The following is a 14,074-nucleotide window of genomic DNA, read 5'->3' on the forward strand; positions in this document are numbered from 1 at the left end:
CAACTCCCATAGAAAGAGTGGTGTTTGGAGTAACTCCATCGCGATCAGCCAGCGGAGTGGGCCATTTGAATCTGAAGAAGCGAAGCGTTCGCCTGAAAGCTTTCTGAAAGAAAGCTCGGTTCGGAAGCATATGCTTGCCGACGGATTTTCCCCATAAGAATCTAATCGAAAAAAATCCGTCGGCAACAGCGATCGTAAGCTCAAATGGACCACGCAGCGCTCTCACACCACCATCAGCCACTCTTCACCCAGCTCAATTATTAGGCAAAGTATACTTTACCCCCATCGATCCCCCATCCGAGAAGCGATAAAAGGTATAGTAATGATGACTGCCGTCATCGTAAAACAACTGCCACACATATTGACCGTTAAACACACTCGGCTCAAGCCTTACAATATCTATACCCGGAAGCTGCTGCTGGATCATGGCTGTCATTTTTTGCTCGTCGACTCCGTTTTTAAGTAGCTCGGTATGAACACCACTATTATCTGCCACAGGCACATTAGGTTGACCCTCCACCTTTTGAAAAGGGACCCACACCATAATATTTTCATTCTGAGCATTTTTCCCTTGTACCACCCAGTATACCTGATCCCACACCGACTTCCACGTCTGAGTCGTGGTAACCAGACCACCCGATTGCTTGGCCTTTACGATAGCGGCATTTCTCTCAGTCACCTGATCTTGAGTAACATAGGAATAATACCAGAAAATGCTGACCAGGACCAGTATGACGGCCAGAATGGCGACCACTATCCATTTTTTCTTATTTTTCAAACCTGTGCTTCCTCTCTAAGGGGATGTGACACCTGAATTAGCGCGACAGCAGCCCTTCAAAGGCGGCTTGTGCCTCATGCTTGATACGTTCCTCATCCATAGTCAGGCACTCACCGTTTTTCACAACCTGACGACCGTCAACCCATACATGGGCCACGTCTTTGGCGCTTGCAGAGTATACGGCATGAGAAATGAGATCCGTATGCGGCAAGAAATGAGCCTGATTGAGATCGAGCGCGATAAAGTCAGCCTTGTTGCCTGCTGCCAGCGCCCCTACCTCATTCAAGCCAATCGACTTCGCTCCGTACTCCGTTGCCAGACGCAACGCCTCACCCGCAGGAACTGCGGTTGGGTCCCCAGATACTCCCTTGTGAATGAGTGCAGCCAGACGCATTTCCTCAAACATATCCAGGTTATTGTTACTGGCGGGACCGTCTGTTCCGAGAGAGACGGTAACGCCTGCACGGAGCAGATCAGGCACTCTTGCCACACCGCTCGCCAGCTTCAAGTTGCTACCCGGATTATGCGAAACCGCTACACCACGTTCAGCCAGCAAAGCTATTTCTTCGTCATTCAAATGAACAGCATGGGCAACAAGCGATGGACGGGAGAAAAAGCCGAGCTTATCCAAATGCGCAACCGGGCGCAAGCCGTAGTCGCGTACGTTTTGCTCTACTTCGGCAATGGTTTCGGACATATGCGTATGCAACGGTAAGTCCAGATCATGCGCAGCCTGCACGAATTTTTCGATAAACGCAGGCGGACACGTATACGGCGCATGTGGAGACATCATAGTCGTAATGCGACCGTCTGCTTTTCCATGCCAATTACGCGCAAAATTCACAGCCTCAGCCAGCTTGATCCGCTGCTCTTCCTCCGAACATAATCCAATCGCTCCACGCATCAGACTGGCACGGATGCCGGACTCTTCAGCTACACGAGCCACCTCGTCCATATGATCATACATGTCCAAAAAGGTGGTTGTACCGCCTTTCAGCATTTCCAGCACGGACAAGGACGTACCCCAGTACACATCCGTAGACGTAAACTTGGCTTCCATCGGCCACATTTTTTCCTGAAGCCATACTTGAAGAGCCAGATCGTCCCCATACCCGCGCAGCAGGGACATCGCCGCATGACCATGTGTATTAATCAGGCCAGGTAAAAACAGCAGCCCGTTACCATCAATCGCTTCCGTCTCTTCCTCACCCGCTGGCAAAGTCTCGCCAATATAGGCAATGCGGCTGTCCTCCACGATCATATAGCCGTGGATTACCCCCGCTTCCGATCTGTTCACGGCAAAAGAGCCGTTTTTAATCATCCATTTATTCACCGTCATGTTGCATATCTTCCTTTCCGTCTTCCAAATAATAAGCGAGGCTTAACAAATCTGTTGTAAAATCTGTGGCATGTATTCGAATATTTGCTGGTGCCTTGAGAGTGGTCGGCGCAAAGTTCAAAATCGCTCCAATCCCGCTATTTATGAGCCTGTCAGCCACGTTCTGCGCTTCAAAATCCGGTACGGTAATAATCCCGATCCGAATGTTTTGTTCCTTCACGGTCGCTTCCAGTTCATCCATTGGCTGTACGACCAGCGTATTGATCCTGGTTCCGACCTTATCTGGCACAGCATCAAATACTGCTACAATTTTCATATTGTCTTTTAAATAAGCATTATAATTCGAAAGGGCTTGCCCCAGATTACCTGCTCCGACCAATACCACGTTAATTTGCTGGTCGATTTTCAGGATATGGCGTATTTTCTCGATAAGATAAGTAACATCATAGCCGATACCCTTACGGCCAAAATCTCCAAAATACGCGAGATCCTTACGAATTTGAGCCGGATTCAAATCCAGTCTTTGTCCTAACTCCTGGGAAGAGACCGTAGCCACCTCCCGTTTGTGCAGTGCATTCAGATAACGTAAATATACGGGTAACCTCCGTACGACAGCCTCTGAAATTTTATCTGATTTCATACATGCTCCCCCTAATTGTAACGGACATGTTAAGATGTCCGTCCGTTATGCCTCTGTCTCCGGGGCGGATTGGAGCCACTCGGCGATACGGGGCACCATTTGCTCCGTCGGCATATGCTCCATTTTTGGTCCCGGTAACGAGTACAAAAAGTGCTTCCCGTAATAGGATTCAATCACACGCGTATCGTAAACGATAACAACCCCGTGGTCGCTCGCGGTACGTACTAGACGTCCAAATCCCTGTTTGAAGCGAATGACAGCCTGTGGAACAGACAGCTTCATAAAAGGATTTTTCTTCTGCTGCTGGAGCAGCTCACTTTTAGCCTCCAGCAGCGGGTGATTGGGCGGTTGGAACGGCAAGCGGACGATAGCCAGACACGTCAGCGCCTTGCCCGGAATATCGACGCCTTCCCAAAAGCTGCTGGTTCCCAGCAACACAGAAGCTTTGGCTTCCTGAAAACGTCGGGTCAGCTTGCTGCGGCTCCCACTGTCCACGCCCTGCCCCAGCACGGTGATGTCGCTGGATGCTAACGCCTCCTTAAGCGGCTCATACACCTGCCGGAGCATGCGATAGGAGGTAAAGAGAACGAGCATTCTCCCCCGCGTCGCTTGGGCAGTCGAACCTAGCGAGCTGACGAGCATATCTACAAAATGCTCATCTCCTACACTGCCCTTCACGCTCGGAAAATCCCTTGGAATGACTAGCAACACCTGATCCCTGTAGTTAAAGGGTGAAGGGAGCTGCGTAGTCATCAGCCGCCCTTGATCTGCGGCCTCCTGCAAGCCGAGCTGATCGGTCATGTACTGAAACGACTTATCCACCGACAAGGTAGCAGACGTCAGAATAATGCTCCTTTTTTTGTCAAAAAACATTTCTTTCAGCTGGCGGCTCACATCGACGGGCACCGCATAAAATTGTAGCGACTTGCTGCGGAATTGCCCGCTCGCTTCGAGCCAATATACGGTCGTCTCATCATCCATCCGCATGAAAAAGCGCAAGCTTTCCCTAATGCCTGCCAAATCCTTAAGCAGCCCCGTAATATCTGTAATGAGGCTGTCAGCCGCATAATCGTCATGTTCTTCTTTCACGTCGAGCATCAGCTTGTCGCCCTTGCGCAAAATTTCGCTCAACGTTACATAAACCTGATTTTCCAGCGCAGCAGCCTGATCCCACTTGGCAGGCTTGGCCGACGGCTTGAGACGGGAAGAAAACTGCCCTGTTTCGCCCGGTGTCGCATCACTTCGCTCCGGCAGCATACCAAACAGCTTGTCGCTCAGCAGATCCCAAGTCTCCTTGACCTCCAGCACGAGTGGATATATCTGGTCGATGGTAGAAGCCCAATCCGTCGATTTCTCATGCCCCGACTTTGCCAACTGCTGACGCAGCGAAGGCAATTGTCCGTTCTTGCTGTCCTTGAACAACCGGGTCAGCGTATGCACGAGTGTGAAATATTTCATATGCATTCCCAGGTGCTTACCAGCGACTTCCTCCAGATGATGCGCTTCATCAATCACCAGATGCTCATAGCTCGGCAACAGCTGATGACTCGCTTTTACGTCCGTGAACAGCTTCGAATGATTCGTAATGACCACATCGGCTATTCCCGCCTCGTGGCGCGCACGATGATAAAAGCATTTGCGGAACCATGGACAAGAACGCCCAAGACAGGACTCCGAATCACTGGCCACCGTTTCCCAAAAATCTCCGCCACGATTGCTCAGATTCAGTTCTTCATCATCACCGGTTTCCGTCAATGTCAGCCAGACGATCATCTGGGCCGCTGTAATTAAATCTTCCTTCGGCGTTGCGAAGTCTCTTCTGTTTATTTTATGTTCAAACTTACGCAGACACAAATAATGTCCCCGGCCCTTAAAAATGGCAGCCCGGAACGGGAACGGGATCACCTTGGTCAGCATCGGAATATCACGCTCGCGTAATTGCTCCTGTAGGTTGATCGTATGCGTACTAACCATGACTCGCTGTCCATTTTTCACACTGTGATATAGCGAAGGGAGCAAATAACCGAGGGACTTGCCTGTCCCCGTACCCGCCTCGATCAACAGGTGCTTGTCCTCACTCAGCGCCTGATTGACACCCTCAATCATTTGCGTCTGCGCTTCGCGTTCCTCATATTGGCTCAAGGATGAACGTAAATTGTCTCGCACATCATCCATGTATTCCTCAAAGGAAACGCCTGCCAGCGGATTGGGGTCGTCCTCTCTGCGAGGGGCATTTAGCTCCGTCCAATCCTCTACCTTCAGCGCAAGCTGACGAAAAAACTGATGACCCTCCAAATCCTGAATAGGATCATGCTCTTTGTCTTCACGCACCCCGTCCAAAAACCATCCGAGGTCACTGTCTTCCTCCGCGAACAAATCGCTGAGCCGCTGTATCGTAATCAAAGGCAGCGCGTGAAGCTCATCCAGACATTTTAAAAACACCTCAGCCGTAGCCAACGCGTCGCTGTCTGCCTGATGAGGTCGGTCATGCGCCAGCCCGAACTCAGAAGAAACAAAACCCAGCTGATAGGAAGATAGCGATGGAAACATGATTTTCAGAAAATCCATCGTATCCAAAATTCTGCCAGTAAACGGCAAGTACCCGCACCGATCCAAAGCGTTTTGCAAAAAATTAAAATCAAACGCCACATTATGACCGACCAGCACGACATCGTCCAGCATAGGCACTAGCTCCATCATCATCTCTTCGAGGGCAGGAGCATCCTTGACGTCATCGTCTGTAATCCCGGTCAACCCGGTAATAAAAGGCGGAATGGATCTGCCAGGGTTCACATAAGAACCGTAAATACGGGAAATGCTGTTATCATGATCTATAATTGCAAGTCCGACTTGAATGATGTCATCCGCGGACTGGGTGCCTGTCGTTTCAAAATCCAATACCGCAAATTTCATTCAACTTAATCCTTTCTTTTGACACATACAAAAATAATAACTCTGTATAACAGCATAGCAGAAGATCGCCTGTTTGGAAATTAAGACAGCCAAAAAAGACGATGCACACACCGCCTGGGAAGGTGGGCATGCCTCGTCTCGATCGGTGTCTGACAACTATAGCCAGGTCATCATGGAGCTGTCGTACCGAAGCATTTCGGCACCGGACAAACAGGCTTCCATATTGTGCAGCGGCTCGGGTAACGCAGGATCGAACTGATGCGCGAGAGCAAAACATTTTTGCGCCTCCTCTACATCAGCCTGCTTCGCCATAAGACAGCCCAAAGCATTATAGATGACCGCTTTCAGCCCGGTCTGCTCTGTCAGGTGCAGCACCTTCTGAAAATGGCTCACAGCCTCCGCTGTATCCTCCAGTTGAAAATACGCCATCCCCATATACATACGGCTCTGCCAGCTGTTTGGAAAATGCTGTAGCACCTGTTCAAACTGACGGATGGCCTCAGGATACATAAGCAGTCGGTAATACCCTTGACCCCGATTAAAGGCTGGCAACTCCTTTTCAGGCAGTTCCTTTTCAGATAGCTCCGTGTCAGACATACCGGACTCAGCGGAAAAACCAGCAGTCCGCAGTCGAACCATTTTTTCCTCAAAGGCCAGCCATTCATCCATAATTCCGTCACTCATTCTCCGCAGCAAACTCCAGTGCTGTAGCAACTCCTGCCTGCGGGAGCCCTGGGCTGATGGGTAATGCTTCACGATATCATCTAACATGCTGTTCATTTCTGCGAATACATGCTGGAACATGTGCATCCCGCCCTTACGAAAGATGGATTAATACACTCACATTTTTCGCTTAAAGGGCGGGTTTCATCCGCACTCCCATTCATTACATGATCGTGGCGTGTACTTCCTTGTTGGCCGTTTGGGCCGGTTTATTATGTTCATCGACGAATACAACGGTCGGTTTGTATGTTTTGGCCTCTTCATTCGACATAGAAGCGTAGGAAATAATAATGACTGTATCCCCAGGCTGCACCAGACGCGCTGCTGCGCCGTTGAGACAAATTACGCCGCTACCACGCGGTCCGGGAATAACGTAAGTTTCCAGTCGAGCTCCATTGTTATTGTTCACAATTTGAACCTTTTCATTCTCCAGCAGATCAGAGGTCTCCATCAAATCCTCATCAATGGTAATACTACCCACATAGTTAAGGTTGGCTTCAGTAACCGTCGCCCGGTGAATTTTGGATTTCATCATCGTTCTAAACATGGGAAAGCACCTCCGCCTTCTGTATTCTCATATTATCAATCAGTCGGGTTTTCCCAAACTTTACAGCCAGCGCTACAATGATGTCTTCTTCAACATCGCTTAGCCGCTGCTTGGGAGGAAGGGGATCCAGACCGGGAAAGGTTAAGATTTCAATGTAGTCAATGTCTGCCAAAGGTGAAGAAGTAATGGTGGACTCCACCATCTGGTATAACTGAAGGATCGTAAACGTGTTCTGCACAACATCTTCGCTCACTTCACGCACCTTACGCAGTGAATGTGACAGTACCAACGCCTGCTCCCGCTGTTCCGCGCTCAAATACACATTACGCGAGCTGAGGGCCAAACCGTCGGCCTCTCTGACGATGGGGCAAGGAACGATGGTGACATTCATATTGAGGTCGGTCACCATCTGCTGGAGCACCGCTACCTGCTGCGCGTCCTTCATGCCGAAGAAGGCCAGATCAGGACCTACCATATTAAAAAGCTTGGCAACCACGGTGGTCACACCGTCAAAATGCCCTGGACGTGAAGCACCACATAACCGATCCGTTAAAGAGGATACGCGAATTTTCGTACGGGTTGGCTGCGGATACATTTCTGCTACAGTTGGCAAAAATACGATATCCACACCTTCACGCCGCGCCACCTCCAAATCACGCTCTTCATCGCGGGGGTAGCTGTCGAGATCTTCATTAGGCCCGAATTGAATCGGGTTTACAAAAATGCTGAGTACCACCGTATCTGCCATTTCACGCGCTTTGTGCATTAGACTCGCATGGCCTTCATGCAAATACCCCATCGTCGGCACAAAGCCGACTTTATGTTGCTGTGTAGTAGCAGAACCGTATTCCGCTTTTTCTCCGTTTGCACCAAGCTGCCGACGTTCAGCAACTGCCTGTCGAAGCTGAGCCACTTCTCTTACGATAATCATGACCGAGATTCCACCTTTTCCTTAGCCTGTTCCTCTTGTTCCTGCACCTTTGCCTGCTCTTTCTTGTGTCCGTAGAGAGCCTCTACAACGCTGTCGTCGGCGCTGAACACATGCTCTTTAGCCGGGAAGGCTCGTCCCTTCACATCGCTCACATACTGCTCAATGCTGCTACGAATCAAGCCGCCGACATCGGCATAGGTTTTGACAAAACGTTTGTTGTAATAAGGCGAAGCATATTGAATCAGATCGTGATAAACAAGCACCTGACCGTCACATCCGCGTCCTGCACCAATTCCGATGGTCGGAATAGACAGTTCTTTGGAAATAGCCGCTGCCACTTCCTCAGTCACCAGCTCCAGCACGATGCCAAAGGCACCCGCCTGCTCCAGCGCCTTGGCGTCTGCCATCAGCCGCCGTGCGTCCGCTTCGTCCTTGCCTTGAATGCGGTAGCCGCCAAGCTGATTGACCGACTGTGGTGTAAGACCGATATGACCAAGTACAGGTACGCCTGCCTGAACAGTCGCTTTTACGACGTCGGCAATCTCTGCACCGCCCTCCAATTTGACAGCATGCGCGTGTCCTTCCTGCATCAGCCGGCGGATCCCCTGAAGGCTTTCCGATACGCTGCTGTGATATGTCATAAACGGCATATCCGCTACGATAAACGTATGCTCCGCGCCTCTGGCTACCGCTCGGGAATGATATACGATGTCATCCAGTGTTACGGGAATGGTCGAATCATAGCCGAGAACGACGTTGCCCAGCGAGTCGCCCACGAGAATCATGTCAATTCCCGCCTCTTCGGCTATTTTAGCCGAGGGATAATCATAGGCGGTCAGCATACTGAGCGGAATGCCCTCCTGCTTCATTTTTTTCACTTTCACAATATTCAGTGCTTGCTTGCCTGCCATGGTATATGGCTCCCTTCCATCTTTTTTTGGCACAAAAAATAACCTTTTATGAACGCCTGTACAATTGCGTCATCAAAAGGTCCGAACAGCCAAAAAAGACACTCATTTTGAGATCGTCCCTTCTGTCTCGGTCCTGTTCGGCTCAGAGCAGAATCCAACGTAACCTTCAAATGAAGTTATGATGGTCTAACTTGCTTGCAATGGTGGAGCACATGCCCCGGAGTGCAGCTCGGACCGTCCGATGCCGCCTCCTGCACAGTATAACAAAAAACATCCGCTTTTTCACGTGAAGTTTTGCATAGGAGCATTTTGCAACAATCCCAAGAGCGATTTCAAATCAGCAATATATAGATCGAAAACGGTTTAGTTCGTCTATCTATTGTACTTTCGAGCGTTGGGAATCGAATGATGCAAAATGCTGATAGAAATAAAGAACAATTGCAGGTGCTATTCACAGCTAGGGTTACACCTGCAATTGTATATCACCGGAAACGACCTGAATTCGCTCTCCTTGCTCCGTTTCAACCACCAGCGCTCCCGAAGGGTCCAAACCGACGGCTGTACCTTCCACCGCTTTTCCTTGTCCGGTATGCGCCCGCACGAAGCGATTCATCGTCACGGATAGCGCCTCCCACAGCATAGCTACAGGCTGAAAGCCCTGATCCGCATATAACGCACATAGCTGCTCCATCTCTTCCAGCACGGCGGCAATCAGTGCAGTACGATCGATTTCGCGACCAGCCTCTATTTTCAGGGATGTCCCCAACCGTGACAGCTCTTCCGGGTAATCCTCTGTATTTAAATTAACATCAATGCCGATACCTGCAATACAGTAGCGGACCCGTTGATCCTCTGTTGCAGATTCCAGCAGAATACCGCACACTTTGCGACCATGAACAAGCAGATCATTCGGCCACTTGATGCCAGCTTCCACACCCGTCAACCGACGAATGGCTCTGCATACCGCTACGCCTGTAAGCAGCGTTAACTGTGGAGTGAAGGCCAAGGGCTGGCTTGGTCGCAACACAATGCTCATCCAGATGCCTTTGCCCCGAGGTGAAAACCACTTTCGGCCCAAACGTCCCCGGCCCGCCGTCTGTTCCTCCGCCAGAACTACCGTCCCCTGCTGTGCACCCTCTTCTGCCAGACGCATCGCATCCTGCTGGGTAGAGACCGTCGAGTCCAGCACAACTATACGTTGTCCGAACGATTGGGTATTTAGCATATATGCCAGTTTAGAGACTTCCAGTCGATCAGGGCGGGACACAATCCGATAACCCCTACGCGAGGAAGCTTCAATGTTGTAGCCCAGCTCACGCAGCTTGTTGATCTGCTTCCATACGGCTGTACGGCTCACCGAGAGGCGGCGGCTGATTTCCTCCCCGGATACATAATCTGATGTATCTTCCTCCAGTATGCCTAACAGTCTTTCATGATTATTCACTACTCATCACCCGTTTCGCTTCTTGAAGCAATGCTTCTGTTTCATTTGGAATATCTCCACAGGCGGTAGCCAGCAAAAGTCGTTCCATCGTCTGACCCAGCCAAGGACCACCCGGTCGATTCATCACCTGAACCAGTTCATTTCCTGTAATATTTAAATCTTTGATACGAACGACTGCGGTTTGCTTCGTCCACGCCTCTGCCAGTTCAGCCATTCTCGCTACATGCTTTTCTGCCTGTGGCGGTAATTCGCGGAACGAAGAAGGCAGTGTCTTGTAAAGCTCAAGCCAATCTGACGAGGTATCCCGTCCCCATTTAATTAACAGTCGAATCCAACTACGGCGTAGCGCCTCATCATTGATTCCTTCACCTTCCACTGAAGTGGAACTATCTGCTATCCCAACGACACTGTCCGTTAGCTCACGCTCCCATTCTAACAGATGTACCAGCCGCAAACGTACAGCGTTGGAGAAAGTCCATGCTCTTAACAGCTCGTCCGCTCCCTCTGAGGTAAGTCTGCAAGACAGCAGCAGCAAACCCCATCGCAGTTCTTCAGGCAGTTGTACCATCCCGCTGAGCGCCTGTGCTTCACATTGTTCCCAGGGAACGGGAACCTTCGTACGCGCGAGCAAGCCGCTGCGACCCAGCATTTCCAGTCCAAGCAACGGGTCCGGTCCTGCCAGCATCTTTTCCAGCTCAGCCCGCACACGTTCCATCGCAATGTAACGAAGTCCCTCTTTACGACGGATCATGCCTTTCCATGTGTTGTAGGCTATACGGAACCGGAATACGGAGGCAAAACGAATGCAACGCAGCATTCGCAGCCCATCCTCTTCGAAACGTTCCTCGGCTCGTCCCACACAGCGAACAATAGCGGCCCGTAAATCGGCTTCCCCTCCGAACGGGTCCACCCTTTTCCCATGTTCATCCATTGCAATTGCGTTCATCGTGAAATCCCGCCGCATCAGATCTTCGCGGATATCCTTCACGAAAGCGACTTCTGTCGGACGGCGATGATCGGTATAACCGCTCTCTGTTCGAAAAGTGGTCACCTCGAACGGATGCCCGCCCTGCATCACCGTAACCGTCCCATGCTGAATTCCAGTCGGAATGACATGGGGGAACAGTGCTATGACCTGTTCCGGTTCAGCCGATGTGGTCATATCCATATCATGAATAGCGCGTCCTAATAGTTCATCCCGCACACAACCGCCGACCCAGTAAGCCTCGTAGCCGGCTGTGGTTAGCGTATGAATGACTTCCTTTCCATGAAGAGCCATTTCCGGATCAGCATATTGCCAAGTGTTTATTTTCACAGGGTTTCCCCCTTTGCTTATAAAGTTTTCAAAAGACTTATCATACAAAAAAACGGACGCAAGTCCGCCTTCTTAAACGCTGATCGGTTTAAGATCCGGCACCTCGCGTCCCAACACACGGAAATATATTTCTTCATATTGACGGGTAATCAGCGTATCACAGAATACGGTACGAGCCCGCACCAGACAGGCTTCACGAAAACGCTCTGCCATCGCTTCGTCCGATAACAGCTGCACCGCATATTCCGCCATCCTCTCGGTATTGCCGATTTCAGCAAGATAACCTGTACTTCCGTGAACAACCAGCTCAGGCACTCCTCCTGCCTCGGAACCAATCGTTGGTACTCCACAAGCCATCGCTTCCAGTGCAACCAGTCCAAAGCTTTCTTTTTCCGATGGAAGCAGCAGCACATCCGCCATGGAAATCACTTCAGCAATCTGATCCTGCTTGCCCAAAAAGAAAACCTTATCCTGCAAGCCCAAGCTTTCGATTTTGCAGCGAATTTTTGGAAGGTCGGGTCCTTCCCCAACCAGCAGCAGCTTTGCAGGTACTTTTCGTTGCACTCTTTCAAATATATCCAGCACGTCTCCCACTCTTTTGACCGGACGGAAGTTTGAAATGTGCATCATAATCTTTTCATTAGGCTGGGCAAAATCTCTCCGTAGCGCAGCTGCATCCCGCGGATAATACACTCGTTTATCCACAAAATTGTAGGTCAAATCAATAGGGCGTGTAATCTCCAGCGCATCTATCGTCTCCCGAATCAAATCTTTCGAAACCGCTGTTACCGCGTCACTTTTGTTGATCGCTAGCCGGATTAGATCCTTCAACGATTCATCCTGCGCCAACACCGTAATGTCCGTGCCGTGAAGCGTGGTTACCACTTTGAGATGGTCGCCCACCATTTCTTTGGCCAAATAAGCACATACCGCATGCGGTACGGCATAGTGAACATGAAGTACATCCAAATTTTTCATTTGTGCGACCTGAGCCATTTTGGTCGCCAGCGACAGATCATAAGGCGGATATCTGAATACGTAATAGTCGTTAACCTCAACCTCATGATAAAAAATATTTTTTTGGAATTCCCCGCCTAATCTAAACGGAATACTGTTGGCAATAAAATGGACCTCATGCCCTTTTTCGGCAAGCAGCTTGCCCAGCTCTGTAGCCACTACGCCGGAACCGCCCAACGACGGATAGCAGGTAATTCCGATTTTCAATTTGTCATTCAAGTTAAGCTGCCTCCTTCCGTCCACCGGTGATGACTTTTCAATGTTGGTGCCACACCAATCAGTGCGCATATATAACCGCTACACGAACGGATTCTATTTATTGTTTATGTGTCTGGATTTTTATAATCCCTTATGTGAATAGCTTAACCAGATGAGGCGTTTTGGACGCAAAGCCCTCTGCATACGAAATCAGCTTACGCTGACCCAACAGCGAATCCCGGGCTTTTACACGCTCAACATACCCCTGGTTTAATGGCGTGGATACCGTGTCTTTACCCGTTGCAGCCTGAAATTGGGAAGCATAGCTTAGTAATGCCTGCTCCTTGGCTTCAACATGCTCCGTGATGTCCACAATCAGATCCGTTCTGCCGATATCATTAATGAAATAAAAATATAACTGCTCGACCAGTACCGCAGGCTGTTCCGGATTAAATCGACGTAACTTGGCGTTAAACACCGCTTCTTCTACCAGCTTGCTGCACATGACATGATCCGGGTGTCGATCCTCCCAGTAGGGAGCAAATACGATTTTCGGCGCATGACGCCGAATTTCCGCGGTCACTGCGGCTACATTCTCAGGTGTCACGTACAAACCTCGATCAGGCAGTCCCAGATTCGTCCGCCCAGCAAGGCCCAGCACTTTTGAAGCCTCCTCGGCTTCTGCCATGCGGGTATCTACATCGCCATTGGATGACATTTCCGCACGCGTCAAATCACATACGCCCACCCTTATACCAGCGGCTGTATGCTTGGCAATCGTGCCTCCCATACCAATTTCAGCATCATCAGCATGAGCTCCAAAAATCAATATGTCCAGTGTCATTTTATATCATCCTGCTGATCAATGCCCGGTTTATATTTATGTACCAGCTCACGCCAAGCAAAATCGCCCCGATCCAGCGCCTTGACCAATATTTCAGCAGTCGCAACATTGGTCGCCAAAGGAATACCCTGCACGTCACACAGACGCAGCAGTGCACTAATATCCGGCTCATGCGGCTGTGCCATTAGCGGATCACGCAGGAAGATGATCAGATCCATATCATTTTGCGCGACCATGGCCCCGATTTGCTGGTCCCCTCCGAGCGGTCCTGACATGTAACGGTGAATTTGAAGCTTCGTTTGCTCCATAATGCGCAGACCCGTTGTACCTGTTGAATACAATTGATGTCCTGTAAAAACATGCTCATACGCGGTTATAAAGTTAACCATTTCATCTTTTTTGCGGTCATGCGCTATAAATGCAATCTTGAACATTCGAAATTCCCCCTGCCTCATTCTGTAATCACCGTTCGTC

The 14,074-nt window shown here is 50.0% G+C and carries 13 protein-coding genes; all 13 read right to left on the reverse strand.

Annotation, left to right across the window (positions count from 1 at the left end):
• Positions 1 to 253: 253 nt before the first annotated feature.
• On the reverse strand, positions 254 to 778 hold the full coding sequence (locus tag ABIA61_RS06065) for a cell wall elongation regulator TseB-like domain-containing protein (protein ID WP_283652216.1): 525 nt from the start codon (positions 776 to 778) through the stop codon (positions 254 to 256).
• A 37-nt stretch (positions 779 to 815) separates the two neighbouring features.
• A complete protein-coding gene (locus tag ABIA61_RS06070) occupies positions 816 to 2,117 on the reverse strand; it encodes an amidohydrolase (RefSeq protein WP_283657124.1) in 1,302 nt (433 codons plus the stop codon).
• Positions 2,104 to 2,757, reverse strand: coding sequence for a redox-sensing transcriptional repressor Rex (locus ABIA61_RS06075; protein WP_283652217.1), 654 nt, complete (start codon positions 2,755 to 2,757; stop codon positions 2,104 to 2,106). The genes ABIA61_RS06070 and ABIA61_RS06075 overlap by 14 nt, the downstream gene beginning before the upstream one ends.
• A 45-nt stretch (positions 2,758 to 2,802) precedes the next feature.
• The gene (gene dinG, locus ABIA61_RS06080) at positions 2,803 to 5,670 is read right to left on the reverse strand and encodes an ATP-dependent DNA helicase DinG (protein ID WP_404580071.1); all 2,868 of its coding nucleotides are present in this window, start codon (positions 5,668 to 5,670) and stop codon (positions 2,803 to 2,805) included.
• Positions 5,671 to 5,826: 156 nt separating this feature from the next.
• A complete protein-coding gene (locus ABIA61_RS06085) occupies positions 5,827 to 6,474 on the reverse strand; it encodes a tetratricopeptide repeat protein (RefSeq protein ID WP_283652218.1) in 648 nt (215 codons plus the stop codon).
• 82 nt (positions 6,475 to 6,556) lie between these two features.
• Positions 6,557 to 6,940 (reverse strand): aspartate 1-decarboxylase, encoded by a 384-nt coding sequence (gene panD, locus ABIA61_RS06090; protein ID WP_007430795.1) that lies wholly within the window; start codon positions 6,938 to 6,940, stop codon positions 6,557 to 6,559.
• Positions 6,933 to 7,871, reverse strand: a complete 939-nt coding sequence (gene panC / locus ABIA61_RS06095; protein WP_283652219.1) for a pantoate--beta-alanine ligase — start codon at positions 7,869 to 7,871, stop codon at positions 6,933 to 6,935. Before panC ends, panD begins: the two co-directional genes overlap by 8 nt.
• A complete protein-coding gene (panB, locus tag ABIA61_RS06100; RefSeq protein ID WP_283652220.1) occupies positions 7,868 to 8,782 on the reverse strand; it encodes a 3-methyl-2-oxobutanoate hydroxymethyltransferase in 915 nt (304 codons plus the stop codon). Before panB ends, panC begins: the two co-directional genes overlap by 4 nt.
• 463 nt (positions 8,783 to 9,245) lie before the next feature.
• A complete protein-coding gene (locus tag ABIA61_RS06105) occupies positions 9,246 to 10,226 on the reverse strand; it encodes a biotin--[acetyl-CoA-carboxylase] ligase (protein WP_404580477.1) in 981 nt (326 codons plus the stop codon).
• Complete coding sequence (locus ABIA61_RS06110; RefSeq protein WP_404580478.1) at positions 10,219 to 11,541, reverse strand: CCA tRNA nucleotidyltransferase; 1,323 nt, start codon at positions 11,539 to 11,541, stop codon at positions 10,219 to 10,221. The genes ABIA61_RS06105 and ABIA61_RS06110 overlap by 8 nt, the downstream gene beginning before the upstream one ends.
• 72 nt (positions 11,542 to 11,613) lie before the next feature.
• The gene (bshA, locus tag ABIA61_RS06115) at positions 11,614 to 12,777 is read right to left on the reverse strand and encodes an N-acetyl-alpha-D-glucosaminyl L-malate synthase BshA (RefSeq protein ID WP_283652223.1); all 1,164 of its coding nucleotides are present in this window, start codon (positions 12,775 to 12,777) and stop codon (positions 11,614 to 11,616) included.
• A gap of 130 nt (positions 12,778 to 12,907) precedes the next feature.
• Positions 12,908 to 13,600: a bacillithiol biosynthesis deacetylase BshB1 gene (gene bshB1 / locus ABIA61_RS06120; protein WP_283652224.1), complete on the reverse strand. Its 693-nt coding sequence runs from the start codon at positions 13,598 to 13,600 to the stop codon at positions 12,908 to 12,910.
• On the reverse strand, positions 13,597 to 14,034 hold the full coding sequence (mgsA, locus tag ABIA61_RS06125) for a methylglyoxal synthase (RefSeq protein ID WP_137063440.1): 438 nt from the start codon (positions 14,032 to 14,034) through the stop codon (positions 13,597 to 13,599). Before mgsA ends, bshB1 begins: the two co-directional genes overlap by 4 nt.
• Positions 14,035 to 14,074 lie beyond the last annotated feature (40 nt).

Origin of the sequence: Paenibacillus sp. RC21, from assembly GCF_044907935.1 — a bacterium.
Lineage (GTDB): Bacteria > Bacillota > Bacilli > Paenibacillales > Paenibacillaceae > Paenibacillus > Paenibacillus terrae_A.

What these genes read in the sequence shown, in the direction of transcription:
- ABIA61_RS06070 (WP_283657124.1), bottom strand. Translation starts at nt 2,117, where the DNA reads ATGACGGTGAATAAATGGATGATTAAAAACGGCTCTTTTGCCGTGAAC.
- ABIA61_RS06075 (WP_283652217.1), bottom strand. Translation starts at nt 2,757, where the DNA reads ATGAAATCAGATAAAATTTCAGAGGCTGTCGTACGGAGGTTACCCGTA.
- dinG (WP_404580071.1), bottom strand. Translation starts at nt 5,670, where the DNA reads ATGAAATTTGCGGTATTGGATTTTGAAACGACAGGCACCCAGTCCGCG.
- ABIA61_RS06085 (WP_283652218.1), bottom strand. Translation starts at nt 6,474, where the DNA reads ATGTTCCAGCATGTATTCGCAGAAATGAACAGCATGTTAGATGATATC.
- panD (WP_007430795.1), bottom strand. Translation starts at nt 6,940, where the DNA reads ATGTTTAGAACGATGATGAAATCCAAAATTCACCGGGCGACGGTTACT.
- panC (WP_283652219.1), bottom strand. Translation starts at nt 7,871, where the DNA reads ATGATTATCGTAAGAGAAGTGGCTCAGCTTCGACAGGCAGTTGCTGAA.
- panB (WP_283652220.1), bottom strand. Translation starts at nt 8,782, where the DNA reads ATGGCAGGCAAGCAAGCACTGAATATTGTGAAAGTGAAAAAAATGAAG.
- bshB1 (WP_283652224.1), bottom strand. Translation starts at nt 13,600, where the DNA reads ATGACACTGGACATATTGATTTTTGGAGCTCATGCTGATGATGCTGAA.
- mgsA (WP_137063440.1), bottom strand. Translation starts at nt 14,034, where the DNA reads ATGTTCAAGATTGCATTTATAGCGCATGACCGCAAAAAAGATGAAATG.